This is a genomic window from Streptomyces sp. I05A-00742, from assembly GCF_013055795.1.
In the GTDB taxonomy this organism is placed as follows: Bacteria; Actinomycetota; Actinomycetes; order Streptomycetales; family Streptomycetaceae; genus Streptomyces.
Genome location: NZ_JABETO010000032.1, coordinates 28,701 through 43,736, shown reverse-complemented (window position 1 = coordinate 43,736; position 15,036 = coordinate 28,701). Strand labels below are relative to the sequence as shown.

Genomic DNA, 15,036 nt, shown 5'->3' with positions numbered 1-15,036 from the left:
TCCGCCTCAGACCCGGTCCTCCTGACCGGCGTTGGCCTGGAGGCGCTCCCGCGTCCGCTCGACGCGCTCGGACACCTGCACCGCCATGGCGTCCCGCTGCTTGCGCAGCAGCACCCAGCTCAGGGGCGCCGAGAGGATCAGGGCCAGCAGGATCATCCAGACGAAGTTGGAGTTGTTCGCCCCGAGCGGGACGACGCGGGCGTAGCAGAGCACCCACACGACGGCGAAGCAGGCGATCAGCAGGCCGAACCGCAGCGCGGTGTAGCGGAGCGAGGCGAACTTCTGGCCACTCACAGCCTTCTGGTCGCTCACAGCCGTCTGGCCGCTCACGGCCGTCTGGTCACTCCCGGCCTTCTGACCGCTCTCGGCTTTCTGGCCACTGGGCTGCTGGCTACTCACGGCGGACCTTCTTCACAACGGCAGTCGAAAGGGCTCGTACCAGTCAAGCACGCCCCCGAGTGGATCAGTCGAGAGGGAGCCACATCAGGATGTCGTCGCGGTAGTCGTCCGCGGCGAGCCGCAGCCCGGCCGGCACCCGGCCGACCTCCTTGAAACCGTTGCGCTCGTAGAAGTGCTCGACGCCCGTGCCGCCGCGCACCTCCAGCCGCAGCGCCTCAAGTCCGGCCTCGCGCGCCATCTCCACGGTCTCCTCCATCATCCGCAGCCCGTGGCCGCCACCCTGGAGCCCGGGGTCGACCATGACCAGGACGACCATGGCCCAGTGCCGCATCTTGAAGTCGGGGTTGAGCCTGAGGAACGTGGTGCCGGCCAGCCGCCCGTCCTCGTACGCGGCGAGCATCCGGTGCTCGCCGGCCACCACCCGGCCGATCTGGACCTCGGTCGCGGCGCGCACCTCCTCCTCGGTCACCGAGGCCACGAAGCCCACGGCGCCACCTGCCCGGGAGACGTCGTACCAGAGCCGGAAGAACTCCTCGCGGAGCTCGGGGGTCACCTGCGGATCACGGCGGAAGGTAAGAGACATGTTACCGATGCAACCATTACCGACCGCGCCCGCGCAAGGGAAAAGTCCCGGTGAGGCAGGCGCCTCACCGGGACTTCCGGAGATGGTGAAGGAGGAGAGTCAGACCCGCATCGGCTGCGGCGCCTCGCGGCGGTCCGCGTCCGGACCGTCGTACTCCCGGATGACCTCGTAGCGCGTGTTCCGCTCCGCCGGGCGGAAGCCCGCGTCCCGGATCAGCTCCAGCAGGTCGTCACGGGTCAGCTTGTTCGGCGTGCCGTAGTTGTCCGCGTCGTGCGTGATCTTGTACTCGACGACCGAGCCGTCCATGTCGTCGGCGCCGTGCTGGAGGGCGAGCTGCGCGGTCTGCAGACCGTGCATCACCCAGAAGACCTTGACGTGCGGCACGTTGTCGAAGAGCAGCCGGGAGACCGCGAAGGTCTTCAGCGCCTCGGCGCCGGTGGCCATGGAGGTCCTGGCCTGGAGCCGGTTGCGGATCTTGCCGTCCTTCATGTCCACGAAGTCGTGCTGGTAGCGCAGCGGGATGAAGACCTGGAAACCGCCGGTCTCGTCCTGGAGCTCGCGCAGCCGCAGCACATGGTCCACGCGGTGGCGCGGCTCCTCGATGTGCCCGTAGAGCATCGTGCACGGGCCCTTGAGGCCCTTCTCGTGCGCGAGCCGGTGGATGCGCGACCAGTCCTCCCAGTGGGTCTCGTGGTCGACGATGTGCTGCCGGACCTCCCAGTCGAAGATCTCCGCGCCGCCGCCGGTCAGCGACTCCAGACCGGCGTCGATCAGCTCGTCGAGGATCTCGGAGGCCGGCATGCCGGAGATCTTCTCGAAGTGGTGGATCTCGGTGGCGGTGAACGCCTTCAGGGAGACCTGCGGCAGCGCCTCCTTGAGCGCCTTGAGCGAGCGCGGGTAATAGCGCCAGGGCAGCGTCGGGTGGAGGCCGTTGACGATGTGCAGCTCGGTGAGGTGGTCGTTCTCCATCGCCTTGGCGAGGCGGACGGCCTCCTCGATGCGCATGGTGTACGCGTCCTTCTCGCCCGGCTTGCGCTGGAACGAGCAGTAGGCGCACGAGGCCGTGCACACATTGGTCATATTGAGGTGGCGGTTGACGTTGAACAGGACCGTGTCGCCGTTCTTGCGCGTGCGCACCTCGTGGGCCAGGCCACCGAGCCAGGCGAGGTCGTCGGACTCGTAGAGCGCGATGCCGTCCTCACGGCTCAGCCGCTCACCGGCGCGAACCTTCTCCTCCAGCTCGCGCTTGAGTCCCGCGTCCATGCGTCCACCTCTCTGGTACGTACGGAGTACGTCCGGTTTCCTCCGCCTGGCCCGGTCGAGCCTACTCCCCCGCCCGGGCGCCTCCTCAGATGCCCTCGGGCAGCTCGCCGACCCTGTTCTCCCACTTGGTGGAGAGCACGATCGTGGTGCGGGTGCGGCTCACGCCCTTGGTCCCGGACAGCCGGCGGATGGTGCGCTCCAGCCCGTCCACGTCCCCGACGCGCACCTTGAGCATGTACGAGTCGTCGCCGGCGATGAACCAGCAGTCCTCGATCTCCTCCAGGTCGCGCAGCCGCTGCGCCACGTCCTCGTGGTCGGCCGCGTCGGAGAGCTGGATGCCGATCAGCGCCGTGACGCCCAGGCCCAGCGACGCGGCGTTGACGGTCGCGCGGTAGCCCGTGATGACGCCGGCCGCCTCCAGGCGGTTGATCCGGTCGGTGACGCTCGGCCCCGACAGGCCGACCAGCCTGCCCAGTTCCGCGTACGAGGCCCGGCCGTTCTCCCGGAGGGCCTGGATGAGCTGCCTGTCCACCGCGTCCATTGGCTGGAACCTTTCAATAATCAGCGAACTTGCCGTCTTGCATGTAGAATCTAAGGCATTGAAGGGCTGAAGCCCCGAAAATCTTTCACCGAACGCTTACGGCACCAACGATCCTTCAGGAGTGAACCCGTGTACACGATCGAGATGGCCTATGCCCGCATGCGCGAGCTGCAGGACCTGGCCAACCGCTCGCGTGCCCACCAGTCCGTCGCCGCCGCCCGGCACGCCGAGGCCTCCGGGGCCCGCGCGGCGCGCCGTCCCAAGAAGCGCTAACTCCCCTCCGGGGAGCGGCCTCCGCCGAGCTCCCCCTTCCACCGGCGGTAGTACCGGTGCGGCACGCCCGCCGCGTCCAGTACCCGCCCGGCGACGAAGTCCACGAGGTCCTGGATGTGCGTCGCCCCCGCGTAGAACGCCGGAGAGGCGGGCAGCACGATCGCGCCCGCCTCGTCGAGCGCCACCAGCTGTCTCAGCGTCTGACCGCTCAGCGGGGTCTCCCGCACCGCGACCACCAACGGCCGCCGCTCCTTGAGCGTCACGCTCGCGGCCCGCTGGAGCAGGTCCTTCGACAGCCCCAGCGCCACACCCGCCACACAGGCCGTGCTCGCCGGGACGATCAGCATCCCCTTGACCGGGTACGACCCCGACGACGGCCCCGCCGCCAGATCACCGGCCGCCCAGTGCCGCACCCGCGCCGGAACGGCATCGCCCACATCGAACGCCTGCGGCTTCCCATCGGCCCCGCGCGCCAGCCATTCCCGCAGGTCGTCCTGCCAGTGCGCGTCCCGGAAGGCGATCCCCGTCTCGTCCAGCAGCGTCAGCCGCGAGGCCCGGCTGACCACCAGGTCCACGTCCTCCCCCGCAGCCAGCAGCCCCCGCACCACGGCGGCCGCGTAGGGCGTCCCGGACGCACCGGAGACACCGACCACCCAGGGCCGGCGCTCGGGTCGTTGCGTTGCGTGTTCGTACGGCTCCACGCCCCCGAGCCTAGTCGGCCGGGGCGGCGGGCCTTCGGTCAGCGGGTCGGTGACCCGCGTTCACCCACGGATCGGAGGTGCTGGCGGCGCGGCGACCGGCAGGGAAGCCGCCGATCGGGCCCCGGGAGCCCCGGCGGATGTGCGGGCCGGAGCCCCGGAACTAGACCCCCAGCCCCCGCACCGTCAGATCGAGCAGCGCGCACACGAACAGGGCAATGCCGATGAAGCCGTTGACCGTGAAGAACGCCCGGTTCAGCCGGGACAGGTCGCGCGGCGTGACGATCGAGTGCTCGTAGAGGAACGCCACCGCGACCACCACCAGCCCGGCCCAGAAGAACGCGCCCGCGTGGGTGGCCGCCCCGTACCAGGCCAGGAGGGCGGTGGTGATGGCGTGGCAGGCGCGGGCGCCGTACAGCGCCGCGGGGATGCCGAAGCGGGCGGGGGTCGACTTCACGCCGTGGGCGCGGTCGGCGGCGACGTCCTGGCAGGCGAAGATCAGGTCGAAACCGCCGATCCAGACGCCGACCGCGAGGCCCAGGACCACCGCGTCCCACGACCACGAACCGGTCACCGCGAGCCAGGCCCCGACCGGGCCCATGGCCTGCGCGAAGCCCAGGATGGCGTGCGGGAAGTCGGTGAACCGCTTCCCGTACGGGTAGACCACCATCGGGATCACGGCGATCGGCGCCAGGGCCAGGCACAGCGGGTTCAGCAGGCCCGCGGCGCCCAGGAAGAGGACCACGGCGACGAGCGCGCCGGTCCACGCCGAGCGGACGGAGACCGCGCCGGTGACCAGTTCGCGGTTGGCGGTGCGCGGGTTCCGGGCGTCGATCTCGCGGTCGATGATCCGGTTGCAGGCCATGGCGAATGTGCGCAGGCCGACCATCGCGACGGTGACCAGCAGCAGCTTCCACCAGTCGACGCGCCCGTCCTCCTGGAACATCGCGGTGAAGGAGGCGATGTACGCGAAGGGCAGCGCGAAGACCGAGTGCTCGATCAGGACCAGGCGGAGGAAGGCACGGGTACGGCCGGGCTGCGGGACGGCGGCGGCGGAGACGCTCACAGCCCGTACTCCTTCCAGCGCTTCGTCACCCGATCGGCGACGTCCGGATCCGACTCGACCATCCGCGGCCAGCCGCCGTCCCGGGTGTAGCCCTCCTCGGGCCACTTCTCCGTCGCGTCGATGCCCGCCTTGCCGCCCCAGAACTGCTGGTACGAGGCGTGGTCCAGGTGGTCGACCGGGCCCTCGACGACGGTGAGGTCGCGCGCGTAGTCGACGTTGCCGAGGGCGCGCCAGGACACCTCGTGCAGGTCGTGGACGTCGCAGTCGGAGTCCACCACCACGATCAGCTTGGTCAGCGACATCATGTGGGCGCCCCAGATCGCGTGCATGACCTTCTGCGCGTGCTTGGGGTACTTCTTGTCGATCGAGACGATCGCGCAGTTGTGGAAGCCGCCGGACTCCGGCAGGTGGTAGTCCACGATGTCGGGGATGATGATCTTGAGCAGGGGCAGGAAGAAACGCTCCGTCGCCCGCCCCAGCGGCCCGTCCTCCGTCGGCGGCCGGCCGACCACGATCGACTGGAGCAGCGGGCGCCGCCGCATGGTGACGCAGTCGATGGTGAGCGCGGGGAACGGTTCCTGCGGTGTGTAGAAGCCGGTGTGGTCGCCGAACGGGCCCTCCGGCAGCATCGTCCCGGGCTCCAGCCAGCCCTCCAGCACGACCTCGGCCGCGGCCGGGACCTGGAGCGGGACGGTCTTGCAGTCGACCATGTCGATCCGCTTGCCCTGGACGAAGCCGGCGAAGAGGTACTCGTCGATGTCGCCGGGGAGCGGCGCGGTGGACGCGTACGTCACCGCCGGCGGGCAGCCGAAGGCGATGGCGACCGGGAGCCGCTCACCGCGCTTCGCGGCCACCTGGTAGTGGTTCCGGCTGTCCTTGTGGATCTGCCAGTGCATCCCGATGGTGCGCTTGTCGTGGCGCTGGAGCCGGTAGAGGCCGAGGTTGCGGACGCCGGTCTCGGGGTGCTTGGTGTGGGTGAGCCCCAGGTTGAAGAAGGAGCCGCCGTCCTCGGGCCAGGTGAAGAGCGCCGGCAGCGCGTCGAGATCGACGTCGTCCCCGGTGAGCACCACTTCCTGGACCGGCGCGTCCCCGGACTTCACCTTGCGCGGCGGCACGTGCGCCATCGCGCCCAGCTTGCCGAACGCCTCCCGGACCCCGATGAAGCCCTGCGGCAGCTCGGGCTTGAGCAGCCCGCCGATCTTCTCGGCGATCTCGTCGTACGAGCGCAGCCCGAGCGACTTGAGGAGCCGGCGGTCGGTACCGAAGACGTTCATGGCCAGCGGCATCGCCGAGCCCTTGACGTTCTCGAAGAGCAGGGCCGGGCCGCCGGCCTTGTTCACCCGGTCGACGATCTCCCCGACTTCCAGGTGGGGGTCGACTTCGGCCTTGACGCGCTTGAGGTCGCCATCGCGTTCAAGCGCTCTGAGGAACGAGCGGAGATCGTCATAAGCCATGCGATCCAGTATCGAGCACGGACTACCCTGGCCTTGTCACGGGGCCGTGCGACGGCCCCACCGCCACGCCCCGGGGGTCTTCGGCCAATGCTCAGGTACCTGCCGTTCCTGCTGGTCCTGGCGTTGTGGATCTACGCCTTCATCGACTGTCTGAACACTCCGGAAAAAGAGGTCCGCAAACTGCCGAAGACAGCGTGGGTGATCATCATCCTGCTCTTCGGCGAGGTGCTGCTCGGTCCGATCGCCTGGTTCGCCGTCGGCCGGCCGCGCGCGGCGGCGGGCGCGCCGGGGCGGCGCGCGGGCGGCGACGGCCGCTGGGTGGCCCCGGACGACAACCCCGACTTCCTGCGGTCGCTCGACAAGGACCGCGGCAAGCCGGGCGGGGAGGGCGACGAAAGGGCCTGAGGCCCCCGGCTCCCTCCCTGGCCCCACCCCGTTCGGCGGCCCGGCATCCGCCCATCGGCCCAGTCCCCGATCCCTCGATCGGGTAATACGATCTACTGCCTAATCCTCACGGGATCTTCAACTCCCTCTCCGTCACGGGCATTTGGCGGGCCGTTCACCCGCCCTCCCCTACCCCCCGCACTCCCGGGCCGGGAGAGTCGCAGCGGCCACACTGTGGCCTGACGCGACCTCAGGGAGACGGCCATGCCCGCGATGATGAGCAGACGAAGACTCCTCGGTTCCGCCGCGGGCGGAGCCGGCGCCGCCGCGCTCTCGCTGCTGCCGCCCAGCGTGCAGCGGGCGGTCGCGGCCGGACCGCCCCGGCGCGGTTCGCTGGCGGACATCGAGCACGTGGTCATGCTGATGCAGGAGAATCGTTCCTTCGATCACTACTTCGGCACCCTCAAGGGCGTCCGCGGCTTCTCCGACCCCAAGGCCCTGCGGCTCTCCACCGGCAGGAGCGTCTTCCACCAGCCGGACGCCGAGAACCCCAAGGGCTATCTGCTCCCGTTCCACCTCGACACCCGGAAGAGCAGCGCCCAGGCCATCCCCTCCACGAGCCACGCCTGGTCCGTGCAGCACGACGCGTGGAACGGCGGGAAGATGGACCGCTGGCTGCCCGCGCACCGCAAGGCGGACGGGAAGAACGGCCCGTATGTGATGGGCTATCACACCCGCGAGGACATCCCCTTCCAGTTCGCCCTCGCCGAGACGTTCACCATCTGCGACAACTACTTCTGCTCGGTCTTCGGCCCCACCTGGCCCAACCGGCTCTACTGGATGACGGGCACCATCGACCCCGGCGGCACCAAGGGCGGCCCGGTCATCAACAACACCATGCCGTCCCCCTACCGCTGGACCACCTACGCCGAGCGCCTCCAGAACGCGGGCGTCAGCTGGCGCGTCTACCAGCAGGAGGACAACTACGGCTGCAACATGCTGGAGTGGTTCCAGCGGTTCCGCGACGCGAAGCCCGGCAATCCGCTGTACGAGCGCGGGATGCGCCGGCAGCCCGAGGGCACCTTCGAGGACGACGCCCGCAACGACCGGCTGCCGGCCGTCTCCTGGATCATCCCCACGGGGCCGCAGTCCGAGCACCCGCACTTCATGCCGGCCGCCGGCGCGGACTTCGTCGCGAAGAAGATCGAGGCGATCGCGGACAACCCGAAGGTCTGGGCCAAGACGGTCTTCATCCTCAACTACGACGAGAACGACGGCCTCTTCGACCACGTCCCGCCGCCCGTACCGCCGAAGGGCACGAAGGACGAGTTCGTGCAGGGCCTGCCGATCGGCGGCGGCTTCCGCGTCCCCTGCCTGATCGTGTCGCCGTGGACGGTGGGCGGCTGGGCGGCGGGCGAGGCGTTCGACCACACCTCGGCACTGCGATTCCTGGAGCGCTGGACGGGCGTCCGGGAGCCCAACATCAGCGCCTGGCGGCGGCGCGCCTTCGGCGACCTCACCTCGGCCTTCGGCTTCGACGTCCCCGCGACTCGGGCGCCGAAGCTCCCGAGGGACACGGAGAAGGAGCTGGAGGAGGCGGAGTGGGAGGTCGCCCACCTGCCGAAGCCGACGCTTCCGGGGGCCACGCAGCGGGTCCCGGTGCAGGAGAAGGGAACGCGACCGCGACGGTAGGCCCTACGGAAGCTCCCGCTTCCCCTGCCGGTACTCGTCCCGGAGCTCCCGCCACCGGTCGAGCCGCCAGGTCGCCCAGTCCGCCGGGTGCCCGGCCAGCGCCTGCATCAGGTACTCGAAGTGGTGGTGCCACCCGGCCAGACAGTCCAGCCGCTCGTCGTCCGTCCCCGGCATCTCATTGGTGAAGTGCAGCAGCGTCCCGCCGACGCTCACGGGCGCCCGCTCCAGCTCGAACCGGATGCGCCCGTGCACCTCGACGGTGTACTCCACGACGCTCTCCGGCTCCCAGGCCGTCACCCGCCCGGGCGCCACCGTCGTATTGCCCTCCGGGTCCGTGTTCAGCCACCGGAGGGTGACCGCGCCGCCCTCCCGCGGCTCGAACGGCTCCGCGGCCGCCAGCCACGTCGGCAGCCCTTCGGCCGTCGCGACGGCCTCCCACACCTGGTGCTGCGGATACGGCAGCGACAGCTCGTAGCACAGGGTGTGCACGTCGCCGTGGGTCTCGGAGGCACCGTAGGGAGACGGTATTTCCATACCTCCAGCAGACCACAGCCCCGCCGGGAGCGCGCGCCGGTCGGCCGCGCGGATCAGTCGCGGGGCCAGGACGCGGTGTCGATCACGATTCCGGAGGAAGTGTCCCCGAGGGCACGGGTCAGCTCTCGAATGATCACGGCATGCACCTTGCGGTGCTGATTGAGAACGATCGCCCCCTCGATGATCTCCACCCGGTACCCCGCAGGCACCCCCATGGCCTCGATGAGCTCGAACATCTCGCTGAGTTCGGCCGAGCACTCCACAGTCATCGACGGCACCTCCACCGCGCCACGAGCCTAGGCTCGCACGCGATTTCCACACGCGCACAAAGGCCCGCTTCCCTCGAAAGAGGGAGCGGGCCCCGGTGCGATGACGTCGCGGTTCCTACTCGACGCCCGAGTACGAGTGCTTTCCGCCGAAGAGGAAGTTGACCCCGTAGTAGTTGAAGATGTAGCAGCCGAACGCCGCCAGGCCGAGGTAGGCGGCCTTGCGGCCCTTCCAGCCGGCGGTGGCGCGGGCGTGGAGGTAGGAGGCGTAGGCGACCCAGGTGATGAAGGACCAGACCTCCTTGGGGTCCCAGCCCCAGTAGCGGCCCCAGGCCGCCTCGGCCCAGATGGCGCCGGCGATGATCGTGAAGGTCCACAGCGGGAAGACGGTGGCGTTGATCCGGTAGCCGAACTTGTCGAGCGTGGCCGCGGACGGCATCCGGCTCAGCATGTTGTCCCAGGACATCTGGAGGCGGACGCCCAGGCGGATGCCCAGGCCGGCGTCGGAGGGCAGGCCCTTGAGCTTCTTCTCCAGGATGCCGGGACCCGTCTTGCCTGCGGCCAGCCGGAGCTCGTAGCCGTCGCGGAAGCGGTAGAAGAGCGTGGAGACGGCGCCGACGTACAGCGCGGCGCCGGAGAGGATCGCGCAGGAGACGTGGATCCACAGCCAGGGCGAACGGAGCGCGGGCACCAGCTGGTCGCTCGACGTGTAGAGCACGCTGATGGCGAGGCCGAGGTCGAGCAGGATCGTGGTGACCAGCGGCAGGCCCAGCCAGCGGATGTTCTTCCTGGCCGCGAGCAGGCCCAGGTAGACGCCGACGGCGCACATGCCGAAGGTCGTGGAGAACTCGTACATGTTGCCCCACGGCGCCCGCTCCACCGACAGGGCGCGGGTGACCACACCGCCCGCGTGCAGCACGAAGGCCAGCACCGTCAGCGAGACCGCGATCCGGCCGTACAGGTCGCCCTTCTCGCTGCCGCCCGCCGCGCCCGGCCCGTCGGGCACGTCGTCCCGGGCGCCGGGGGCCGAGCGGGTGACGACCTTGGGCCGCTCCAGCACCGCGGTGCCGCCGGCCTTCCGGACGGTGACCGCCACGGCCGGGCGGGCCTCGGCGGTGATCGCGGCGGCGGTACGGCCGACGGCGCTTCGGCTGCCGAAGACCCACTCGGTGATGTGTGCGAGGAAGGCGAGGGTGTAGACAGCCATCGCCGAATAGATCAGCACATTGCTGGTGTGGGCCATGTTCTCGTTGGCCGCGGCAGCGATGTTCACGCGCGCGCTCCTTCGGAGGAATCTGTGGGGTCAGCGGTTCGGGTGGGTTCTTCGGCGGTCGCGTCGTCGGGCTTTTCCACAGCCTCGGCCTCTTCCTCCGCCTTTTGCTCGGCCTTTTCTTCGGCCGCCTCTGCCTCTGTCTTTGCCTCGGCCTTTTCCTCGGCGGCGGCCCCGCCTTCTGCGGGCTCCTCCGCGACCGGCGGCGCGTCGCCCTGGAGGGCGATCGCGAGCTCCAGGAGCTCCTCCGGCACCTTGGCGGACTCACTGCGGCCGAGGCCGGCCAGCTCGACGACGGTACGCCCGTCCGCCCCGCGCACGGCGCGCACCCACACCCGGCGGCGCTGGATGAACAGCGACCCGGCCACTCCGACCACCGCCGCGACGGCGCCGGCCAGGGCCGGCAGGTCGGCCGGCTTGTGGGAGACCTGGAAGGTCGCCCAGTTGCTGATGCCGTCGAACTTCAGCGACCCCGCACCGTTCGGCAGCGTCAGGCTCTCGCCGGGCTTCAGCGCCCGCGCGAACTTCCGGCCGCCCTCCTCCTTGAACTGCTTCATCCTCTTGGTGTCGAGCTTGTAGACGCTCTGCGGCACGCCCGAGTCGATGCCCAGGTTGCCGTAGTAGGCGGTCAGGACGAGGTGCGGGTTGTCCAGCGCGGGGAAGACCGAGGCCATGGAGCCGGTCCGCAGGTCGAGCGTGGGGACGAAGTTGCCCAGGAAGCCGAGCTGGAGCGGCTTGCCGTCCTTGTCCACGGAGTCCGGCACCTTGAGCACGGTCGTCTCGGTGATGTTGCTGTCCAGCGGCAGCGAGGCCACCGGGCCGCTGTAGGCGATGTTGCCCTTGCCGTCGCGGACGGTCACCTTGGGCGCGTAGCCGTGGCCCTGGAGGTACACCTTCGAGCCGCCGACCTCCAGCGGCTCGTTCACCTTGATGGTGGCGTCGCGCGCCTCGCCGTCGGGGCGCTCCCAGTACGTGATGTGCGCGGCGTAGTCGCGCGGGGTGCCCTTCTGCGGCCCGGTGCGCTCGTAGCTCCCGGTGAAGCCCTTGAGCTTGAAGCTGAACGGCGGCAGGTCGTCGGTGTCGAAGAGGGAGCCGGACTTGAAGTCGTCGTACTGGGTGAGCGTGTTCGCGAACCCGTCCTTGTCGCCCTCGACGATGAGCTTGCCGCCCTCGTACTTCCACAGCTGGGCCGACGCGAACGCCACCAGCATCACGATCAGCGAGACGTGGAACAGCAGGTTCCCGACCTCGCGGAGGTAGCCCTTCTCCGAGGCCACGGAACCGTCGCCCGCCTCGGTGCGGAAGCGCTTGCGCCGGAGCACCTTCCGGGCGGACGCGAGCACCTGCTCGGGATCGGTGTCCGTGCGCCAGGTGGTGTAGGCGGGGAGCCGGGTGAGGTTGCGCGGCGCCTTCGGCGGGCGGCCGCGGAGCTGGCCGACGAACTGCCAGGTGCGCGGCACGATACAGCCGATCAGCGACACGAACAGCAGGATGTAGATCGCGGAGAACCACACCGAGCTGTAGACGTGGAAGAGCTGAAGCTTCTCGTAGAGAGGCGTCAGCGTCTTGTGCGCTTCCTTCCAGGTGTCGGTCTTCACCGAGTCGACGCTGGTCTGCGGGATCAGCGAGCCGGGGATGGTCGCGAGCGAGAGCAGGAGCAGCAGGAGCAGCGCGACCCGCATCGAGGTCAGCTGCCGCCAGAACCAGCGCAGCCAGCCGATGACCTCCCGCCCGGTCCAGGCGAGCGCGCCGAGCGCGCCCGGGCGCCGGACGCCGCCGAACGAGCCCGGCACCACCTGGCCCCTGGCCTCGGATTCCTCGGCCGGGGCGGTGGACAGCCGGGCGCCCGCGGCGGCGTCCTCCTGGGCCTCGGTGGTGGGGGTGCTATCGGTCTTGGCCATGGTTCAGATCCCGGGTTGGTACTTGCTCGACCACGTCTGCAGGTCCTGGATGAGGTAGTCCCACGCTCCCGTCACCAGGAGGATGCCGACCAGGACGAGCATGCCGCCGCCGATCCGCATGACCCACGCGTAGTGCTTCTTGACCCAGCCGAACGCGCCGAGGGCGCGCCGGAAGGCGAGGGCGGTGAGGATGAACGGCAGACCGAGGCCCAGGCAGTAGGCGAAGGTCAGGAGGGCGCCGCGGCCGGCGCTCGCGTCGTAGAAGGAGAGGCTCTGCACGGCGGCGAACGTCGGCCCGATGCACGGCGTCCAGCCGACGCCGAAGCCGATGCCGAGCAGGGGCGCGCCCAGCAGGCCCATGCCGGGCTTCATATGGAAGCGGAATTCGCGCTGGCCGAAGCGGTTCAGCAGGCCCATGAAGAGGAGCCCGAGCGCGATCATCACCACGCCGAGGACGGTGGAGATGGTCTCCTGGTACCGCTGGAGGGTGGTGCCGAAGTAGCCGAACAACGCCCCGGTGGACATCAGTACGGCCGTGAACCCCAGCACGAACAGCGAGGCCCCCGCGAGCATCCGCCCCCGCTTGGCCTGGGCCAGGTCCGCGCCGCCGGTCCCGGTGACGTACGACAGGTAGCCCGGCACGAGCGGCAGCACGCACGGCGAGAAGAAGGAGACGAGCCCGCCGAGCACCGCCACCGGCAGGGCCAGCAGCAGGGCACCGGACAGGACGGTGTGGTTCATGCCGTCACCGGAGGCGGCGAGAGCGGTCGACGCGGAGAGCACGGGGTCACTTCTCCGCGACCAGCTGGTCGAGCGTCTCGTTCAGCTCGTCCTCGCCCAGCGGCTTGAGCGCCCGTGCGGCGATCTTCCCGTCCCGGTCGATGAAGATCGTCGACGGGATGGCCTGCGGGTTGAGGCTGCCCTTGGGGAAGCGGAGGATCACCTTCCCGGACGCGTCGGAGATGCTCGGGTACGGGACCTTGAACGTCCTCTCGAACGCCTTGGCCAGCGAGGGGTCGGGGTCGCGGACATTGAGGCCCACGAACTCGACGTCCTTGCTCTTGTACGCTTCGGCCGCCTTGACCAGGTTCTTCGCCTCGGCCCGGCACGGAGCGCACCAGGAACCCCAGACGTTAAAGACAATGATCTTGCCCTTGAACTTCTCGGTGGCGTCGAGCTGTTCGTCCTGCAGCGTCTTGCCGGAAATCTCCGGCGCGTCCGTGCGCTTGTCCCGGTCCTTGACGACGTCGATCCCGCCCGTGCCCTGGACGAACTGCGTCTCGCCGCCCCCGCCGGAGGTGCCGCCGGACCCGCAGGCGCTCAGCGCCAGCGCGGCGAGCGCGGCACCGATGGCCGGCACGGTGGTACGACGACGGAACAGCGGGAACCGGATGCGTCGATCGGCGCGGCAGGCACTCATGTGAAAAGTTTCGCATGGCGATTTCCGGGATCTTCCGCGCCCCCCTTGCCCCACACGACCCTGGTGGTCAGCGGCCCGGCGTCCACTTCTCCCCGGCCCCCAGCCGGCGCAGCCGATCCAGGACCGCGGGGTCCTGCGCGTCCAGCCAGTCGCAGAGCTGCCGGAAGGAGACCGGGCGGACGTCCTTGTGCTTCTCGTCGGCGATGTGTTTGAGCGCTTCCTCCACAGCGTCCATGTAGATCCCGCCGTTCCACTGCTCGAAGTGGTTGCCGACGAAGAACGGCGCCCGATTGGTCTCGTAGGCCCGCCGGAATCCGGCGAGGTACGCCTCCGTGGCCTGCTGCCGCCAGCGCGGATAGTGGACCGGCGGGGCCTTCGTGGAATTCCGGGACTGATTGGCGAGCAGGTTGTAATCCATGGAAAGCAGCTCGAAAGAGTGACCCGGAAAAGGGATCAGTTGCAACGGAAAGTCCCAGATCCCCTCCCGCTTCACCGGCCACATCTGACGCCCGCCCGGGGAGCTGGCGTCGTACCGCCAGCCGAGCCGGGCCGCCGCCGGCAGCAGGTTCCGCCGGCCGAGCAGGCAGGGGGTCCGCCCGCCGACGAGCTCCTTGCGGTAGTCGAAGGGCAGCGGTTCGAGATCGGTGAACCCGGTGTTCGTCCGCCAGGAGGTGACGAACGAGACGGCCTGCTCGATCTCCGACCGCCACTGCGCCGGCGTCCAGCGGGCGACCGATCCGGCGCCCGAGCAGAAGTGCCCGTTGAAGTGCGTACCGATCTCGTGGCCCTCCAGCCACGCCTCGCGCACATTCCGCAGCGTCTCCCGGATGTGCTCGTCGTTGAGGTAGCCGATGGCCGAGGCGCCCACCCGGTTGTTCGGCGGCCGGTAGAGGGACTTCCGGGACTCGGGCAGGCAGTAGAGGCCGGTGAGGAAGAACGTCATCCGCACGCCGTGGTCGCGGGCGAGCCGGCGGAAGCGCGGGAAGAGCCCGTTGCCGACCTCCCCGGCGCCGTCCCAGGAGAACACGACGAACTGCGGCGGCTTCTGCCCCGGCTCCAGCCGCTCCGGCGGCGGGGGCTGGAACGGCTGCGGGCCCGCGTCCGCCGTGGAACCGTCCCCGATGGGCCGCGCCCGGGCCCGCTCCTTCGCCCGGACCACCACCGGGTCCGCGTCCGCGCCCGGGGTGAGCGAGCAGCCGGCGGCGCCCAGCGCGACGGCCGCACCCACGCCCGCGCCCAGGAACCCTCGCCGGCCGATCTCCCGCACGCGCGGCCTCCGCTCGTCGTCGAAG

The 15,036-nt window shown here is 70.0% G+C and carries 17 protein-coding genes; 3 read left to right on the top strand and 14 right to left on the bottom strand.

Annotated features, from left to right (window positions below; genetic code table 11):
- Positions 1–6 precede the first annotated feature (6 nt).
- The 4 genes from HN013_RS24880 to HN013_RS24865 all read right to left on the bottom strand — a co-directional run bounded on the left by HN013_RS24880 (position 7) and on the right by HN013_RS24865 (position 2,786).
- On the bottom strand, positions 7–399 hold the full coding sequence (locus tag HN013_RS24880; RefSeq protein ID WP_312018706.1) for a DUF4229 domain-containing protein: 393 nt from the start codon (positions 397–399) through the stop codon (positions 7–9).
- 64 nt (positions 400–463) lie between these two features.
- Entirely contained in the window at positions 464–982 is a 519-nt protein-coding gene (locus tag HN013_RS24875) for a GNAT family N-acetyltransferase (RefSeq protein ID WP_171169927.1), read from the bottom strand.
- A gap of 99 nt (positions 983–1,081) precedes the next feature.
- Positions 1,082–2,245: an aminofutalosine synthase MqnE gene (gene mqnE / locus HN013_RS24870; protein WP_171169925.1), complete on the bottom strand. Its 1,164-nt coding sequence runs from the start codon at positions 2,243–2,245 to the stop codon at positions 1,082–1,084.
- A gap of 85 nt (positions 2,246–2,330) precedes the next feature.
- Positions 2,331–2,786: an Lrp/AsnC family transcriptional regulator gene (locus tag HN013_RS24865; protein ID WP_171169923.1), complete on the bottom strand. Its 456-nt coding sequence runs from the start codon at positions 2,784–2,786 to the stop codon at positions 2,331–2,333.
- A gap of 129 nt (positions 2,787–2,915) precedes the next feature.
- Here HN013_RS24865 and HN013_RS24860 point away from each other — a divergent pair, with 129 nt between their 5' ends.
- On the top strand, positions 2,916–3,059 hold the full coding sequence (locus HN013_RS24860; protein ID WP_171169858.1) for a hypothetical protein: 144 nt from the start codon (positions 2,916–2,918) through the stop codon (positions 3,057–3,059).
- Here the strand turns inward: HN013_RS24860 and HN013_RS24855 are convergent.
- The 3 genes from HN013_RS24855 to HN013_RS24845 form a co-directional block, all read right to left on the bottom strand.
- Positions 3,056–3,760, bottom strand: coding sequence for a UbiX family flavin prenyltransferase (locus tag HN013_RS24855; protein ID WP_171169920.1), 705 nt, complete (start codon positions 3,758–3,760; stop codon positions 3,056–3,058). The two genes, HN013_RS24860 and HN013_RS24855, sit on opposite strands and share 4 nt — an antisense overlap.
- A 160-nt stretch (positions 3,761–3,920) precedes the next feature.
- Positions 3,921–4,823 (bottom strand): menaquinone biosynthesis prenyltransferase MqnP, encoded by a 903-nt coding sequence (gene mqnP / locus HN013_RS24850; RefSeq protein WP_171169918.1) that lies wholly within the window; start codon positions 4,821–4,823, stop codon positions 3,921–3,923.
- The gene (locus HN013_RS24845; RefSeq protein ID WP_171169916.1) at positions 4,820–6,277 is read right to left on the bottom strand and encodes a menaquinone biosynthesis decarboxylase; all 1,458 of its coding nucleotides are present in this window, start codon (positions 6,275–6,277) and stop codon (positions 4,820–4,822) included. The genes mqnP and HN013_RS24845 overlap by 4 nt, the downstream gene beginning before the upstream one ends.
- Before the next feature lie 87 nt (positions 6,278–6,364).
- On the opposite strand from HN013_RS24845, the gene HN013_RS24840 reads away from it, so the two are divergent.
- A complete protein-coding gene (locus HN013_RS24840) occupies positions 6,365–6,682 on the top strand; it encodes a PLD nuclease N-terminal domain-containing protein (protein ID WP_171169914.1) in 318 nt (105 codons plus the stop codon).
- Between the two features lie 243 nt (positions 6,683–6,925).
- Positions 6,926–8,353 (top strand): phosphocholine-specific phospholipase C, encoded by a 1,428-nt coding sequence (locus HN013_RS24835; RefSeq protein WP_171169913.1) that lies wholly within the window; start codon positions 6,926–6,928, stop codon positions 8,351–8,353.
- A gap of 3 nt (positions 8,354–8,356) precedes the next feature.
- Here HN013_RS24835 and HN013_RS24830 read toward each other — a convergent pair whose 3' ends face one another.
- The 7 genes from HN013_RS24830 to HN013_RS24800 form a co-directional block, all read right to left on the bottom strand.
- On the bottom strand, positions 8,357–8,887 hold the full coding sequence (locus HN013_RS24830; protein ID WP_171169911.1) for an SRPBCC domain-containing protein: 531 nt from the start codon (positions 8,885–8,887) through the stop codon (positions 8,357–8,359).
- A 53-nt stretch (positions 8,888–8,940) separates the two neighbouring features.
- Positions 8,941–9,156 (bottom strand): hypothetical protein, encoded by a 216-nt coding sequence (locus HN013_RS24825; protein WP_212764772.1) that lies wholly within the window; start codon positions 9,154–9,156, stop codon positions 8,941–8,943.
- Between the two features lie 115 nt (positions 9,157–9,271).
- Positions 9,272–10,426, bottom strand: a complete 1,155-nt coding sequence (ccsB, locus tag HN013_RS24820) for a c-type cytochrome biogenesis protein CcsB (protein WP_171169909.1) — start codon at positions 10,424–10,426, stop codon at positions 9,272–9,274.
- Entirely contained in the window at positions 10,423–12,324 is a 1,902-nt protein-coding gene (locus tag HN013_RS24815) for a cytochrome c biogenesis protein ResB (protein WP_171169907.1), read from the bottom strand. The genes ccsB and HN013_RS24815 overlap by 4 nt, the downstream gene beginning before the upstream one ends.
- Positions 12,325–12,327: 3 nt before the next feature.
- Positions 12,328–13,065: a cytochrome c biogenesis CcdA family protein gene (locus HN013_RS24810; RefSeq protein WP_171169960.1), complete on the bottom strand. Its 738-nt coding sequence runs from the start codon at positions 13,063–13,065 to the stop codon at positions 12,328–12,330.
- Between the two features lie 46 nt (positions 13,066–13,111).
- Entirely contained in the window at positions 13,112–13,744 is a 633-nt protein-coding gene (locus tag HN013_RS24805; protein ID WP_171169905.1) for a TlpA disulfide reductase family protein, read from the bottom strand.
- A 67-nt stretch (positions 13,745–13,811) separates the two neighbouring features.
- Positions 13,812–15,011: a hypothetical protein gene (locus tag HN013_RS24800; RefSeq protein ID WP_171169903.1), complete on the bottom strand. Its 1,200-nt coding sequence runs from the start codon at positions 15,009–15,011 to the stop codon at positions 13,812–13,814.
- Between the last annotated feature and the right edge of the window lie 25 nt (positions 15,012–15,036).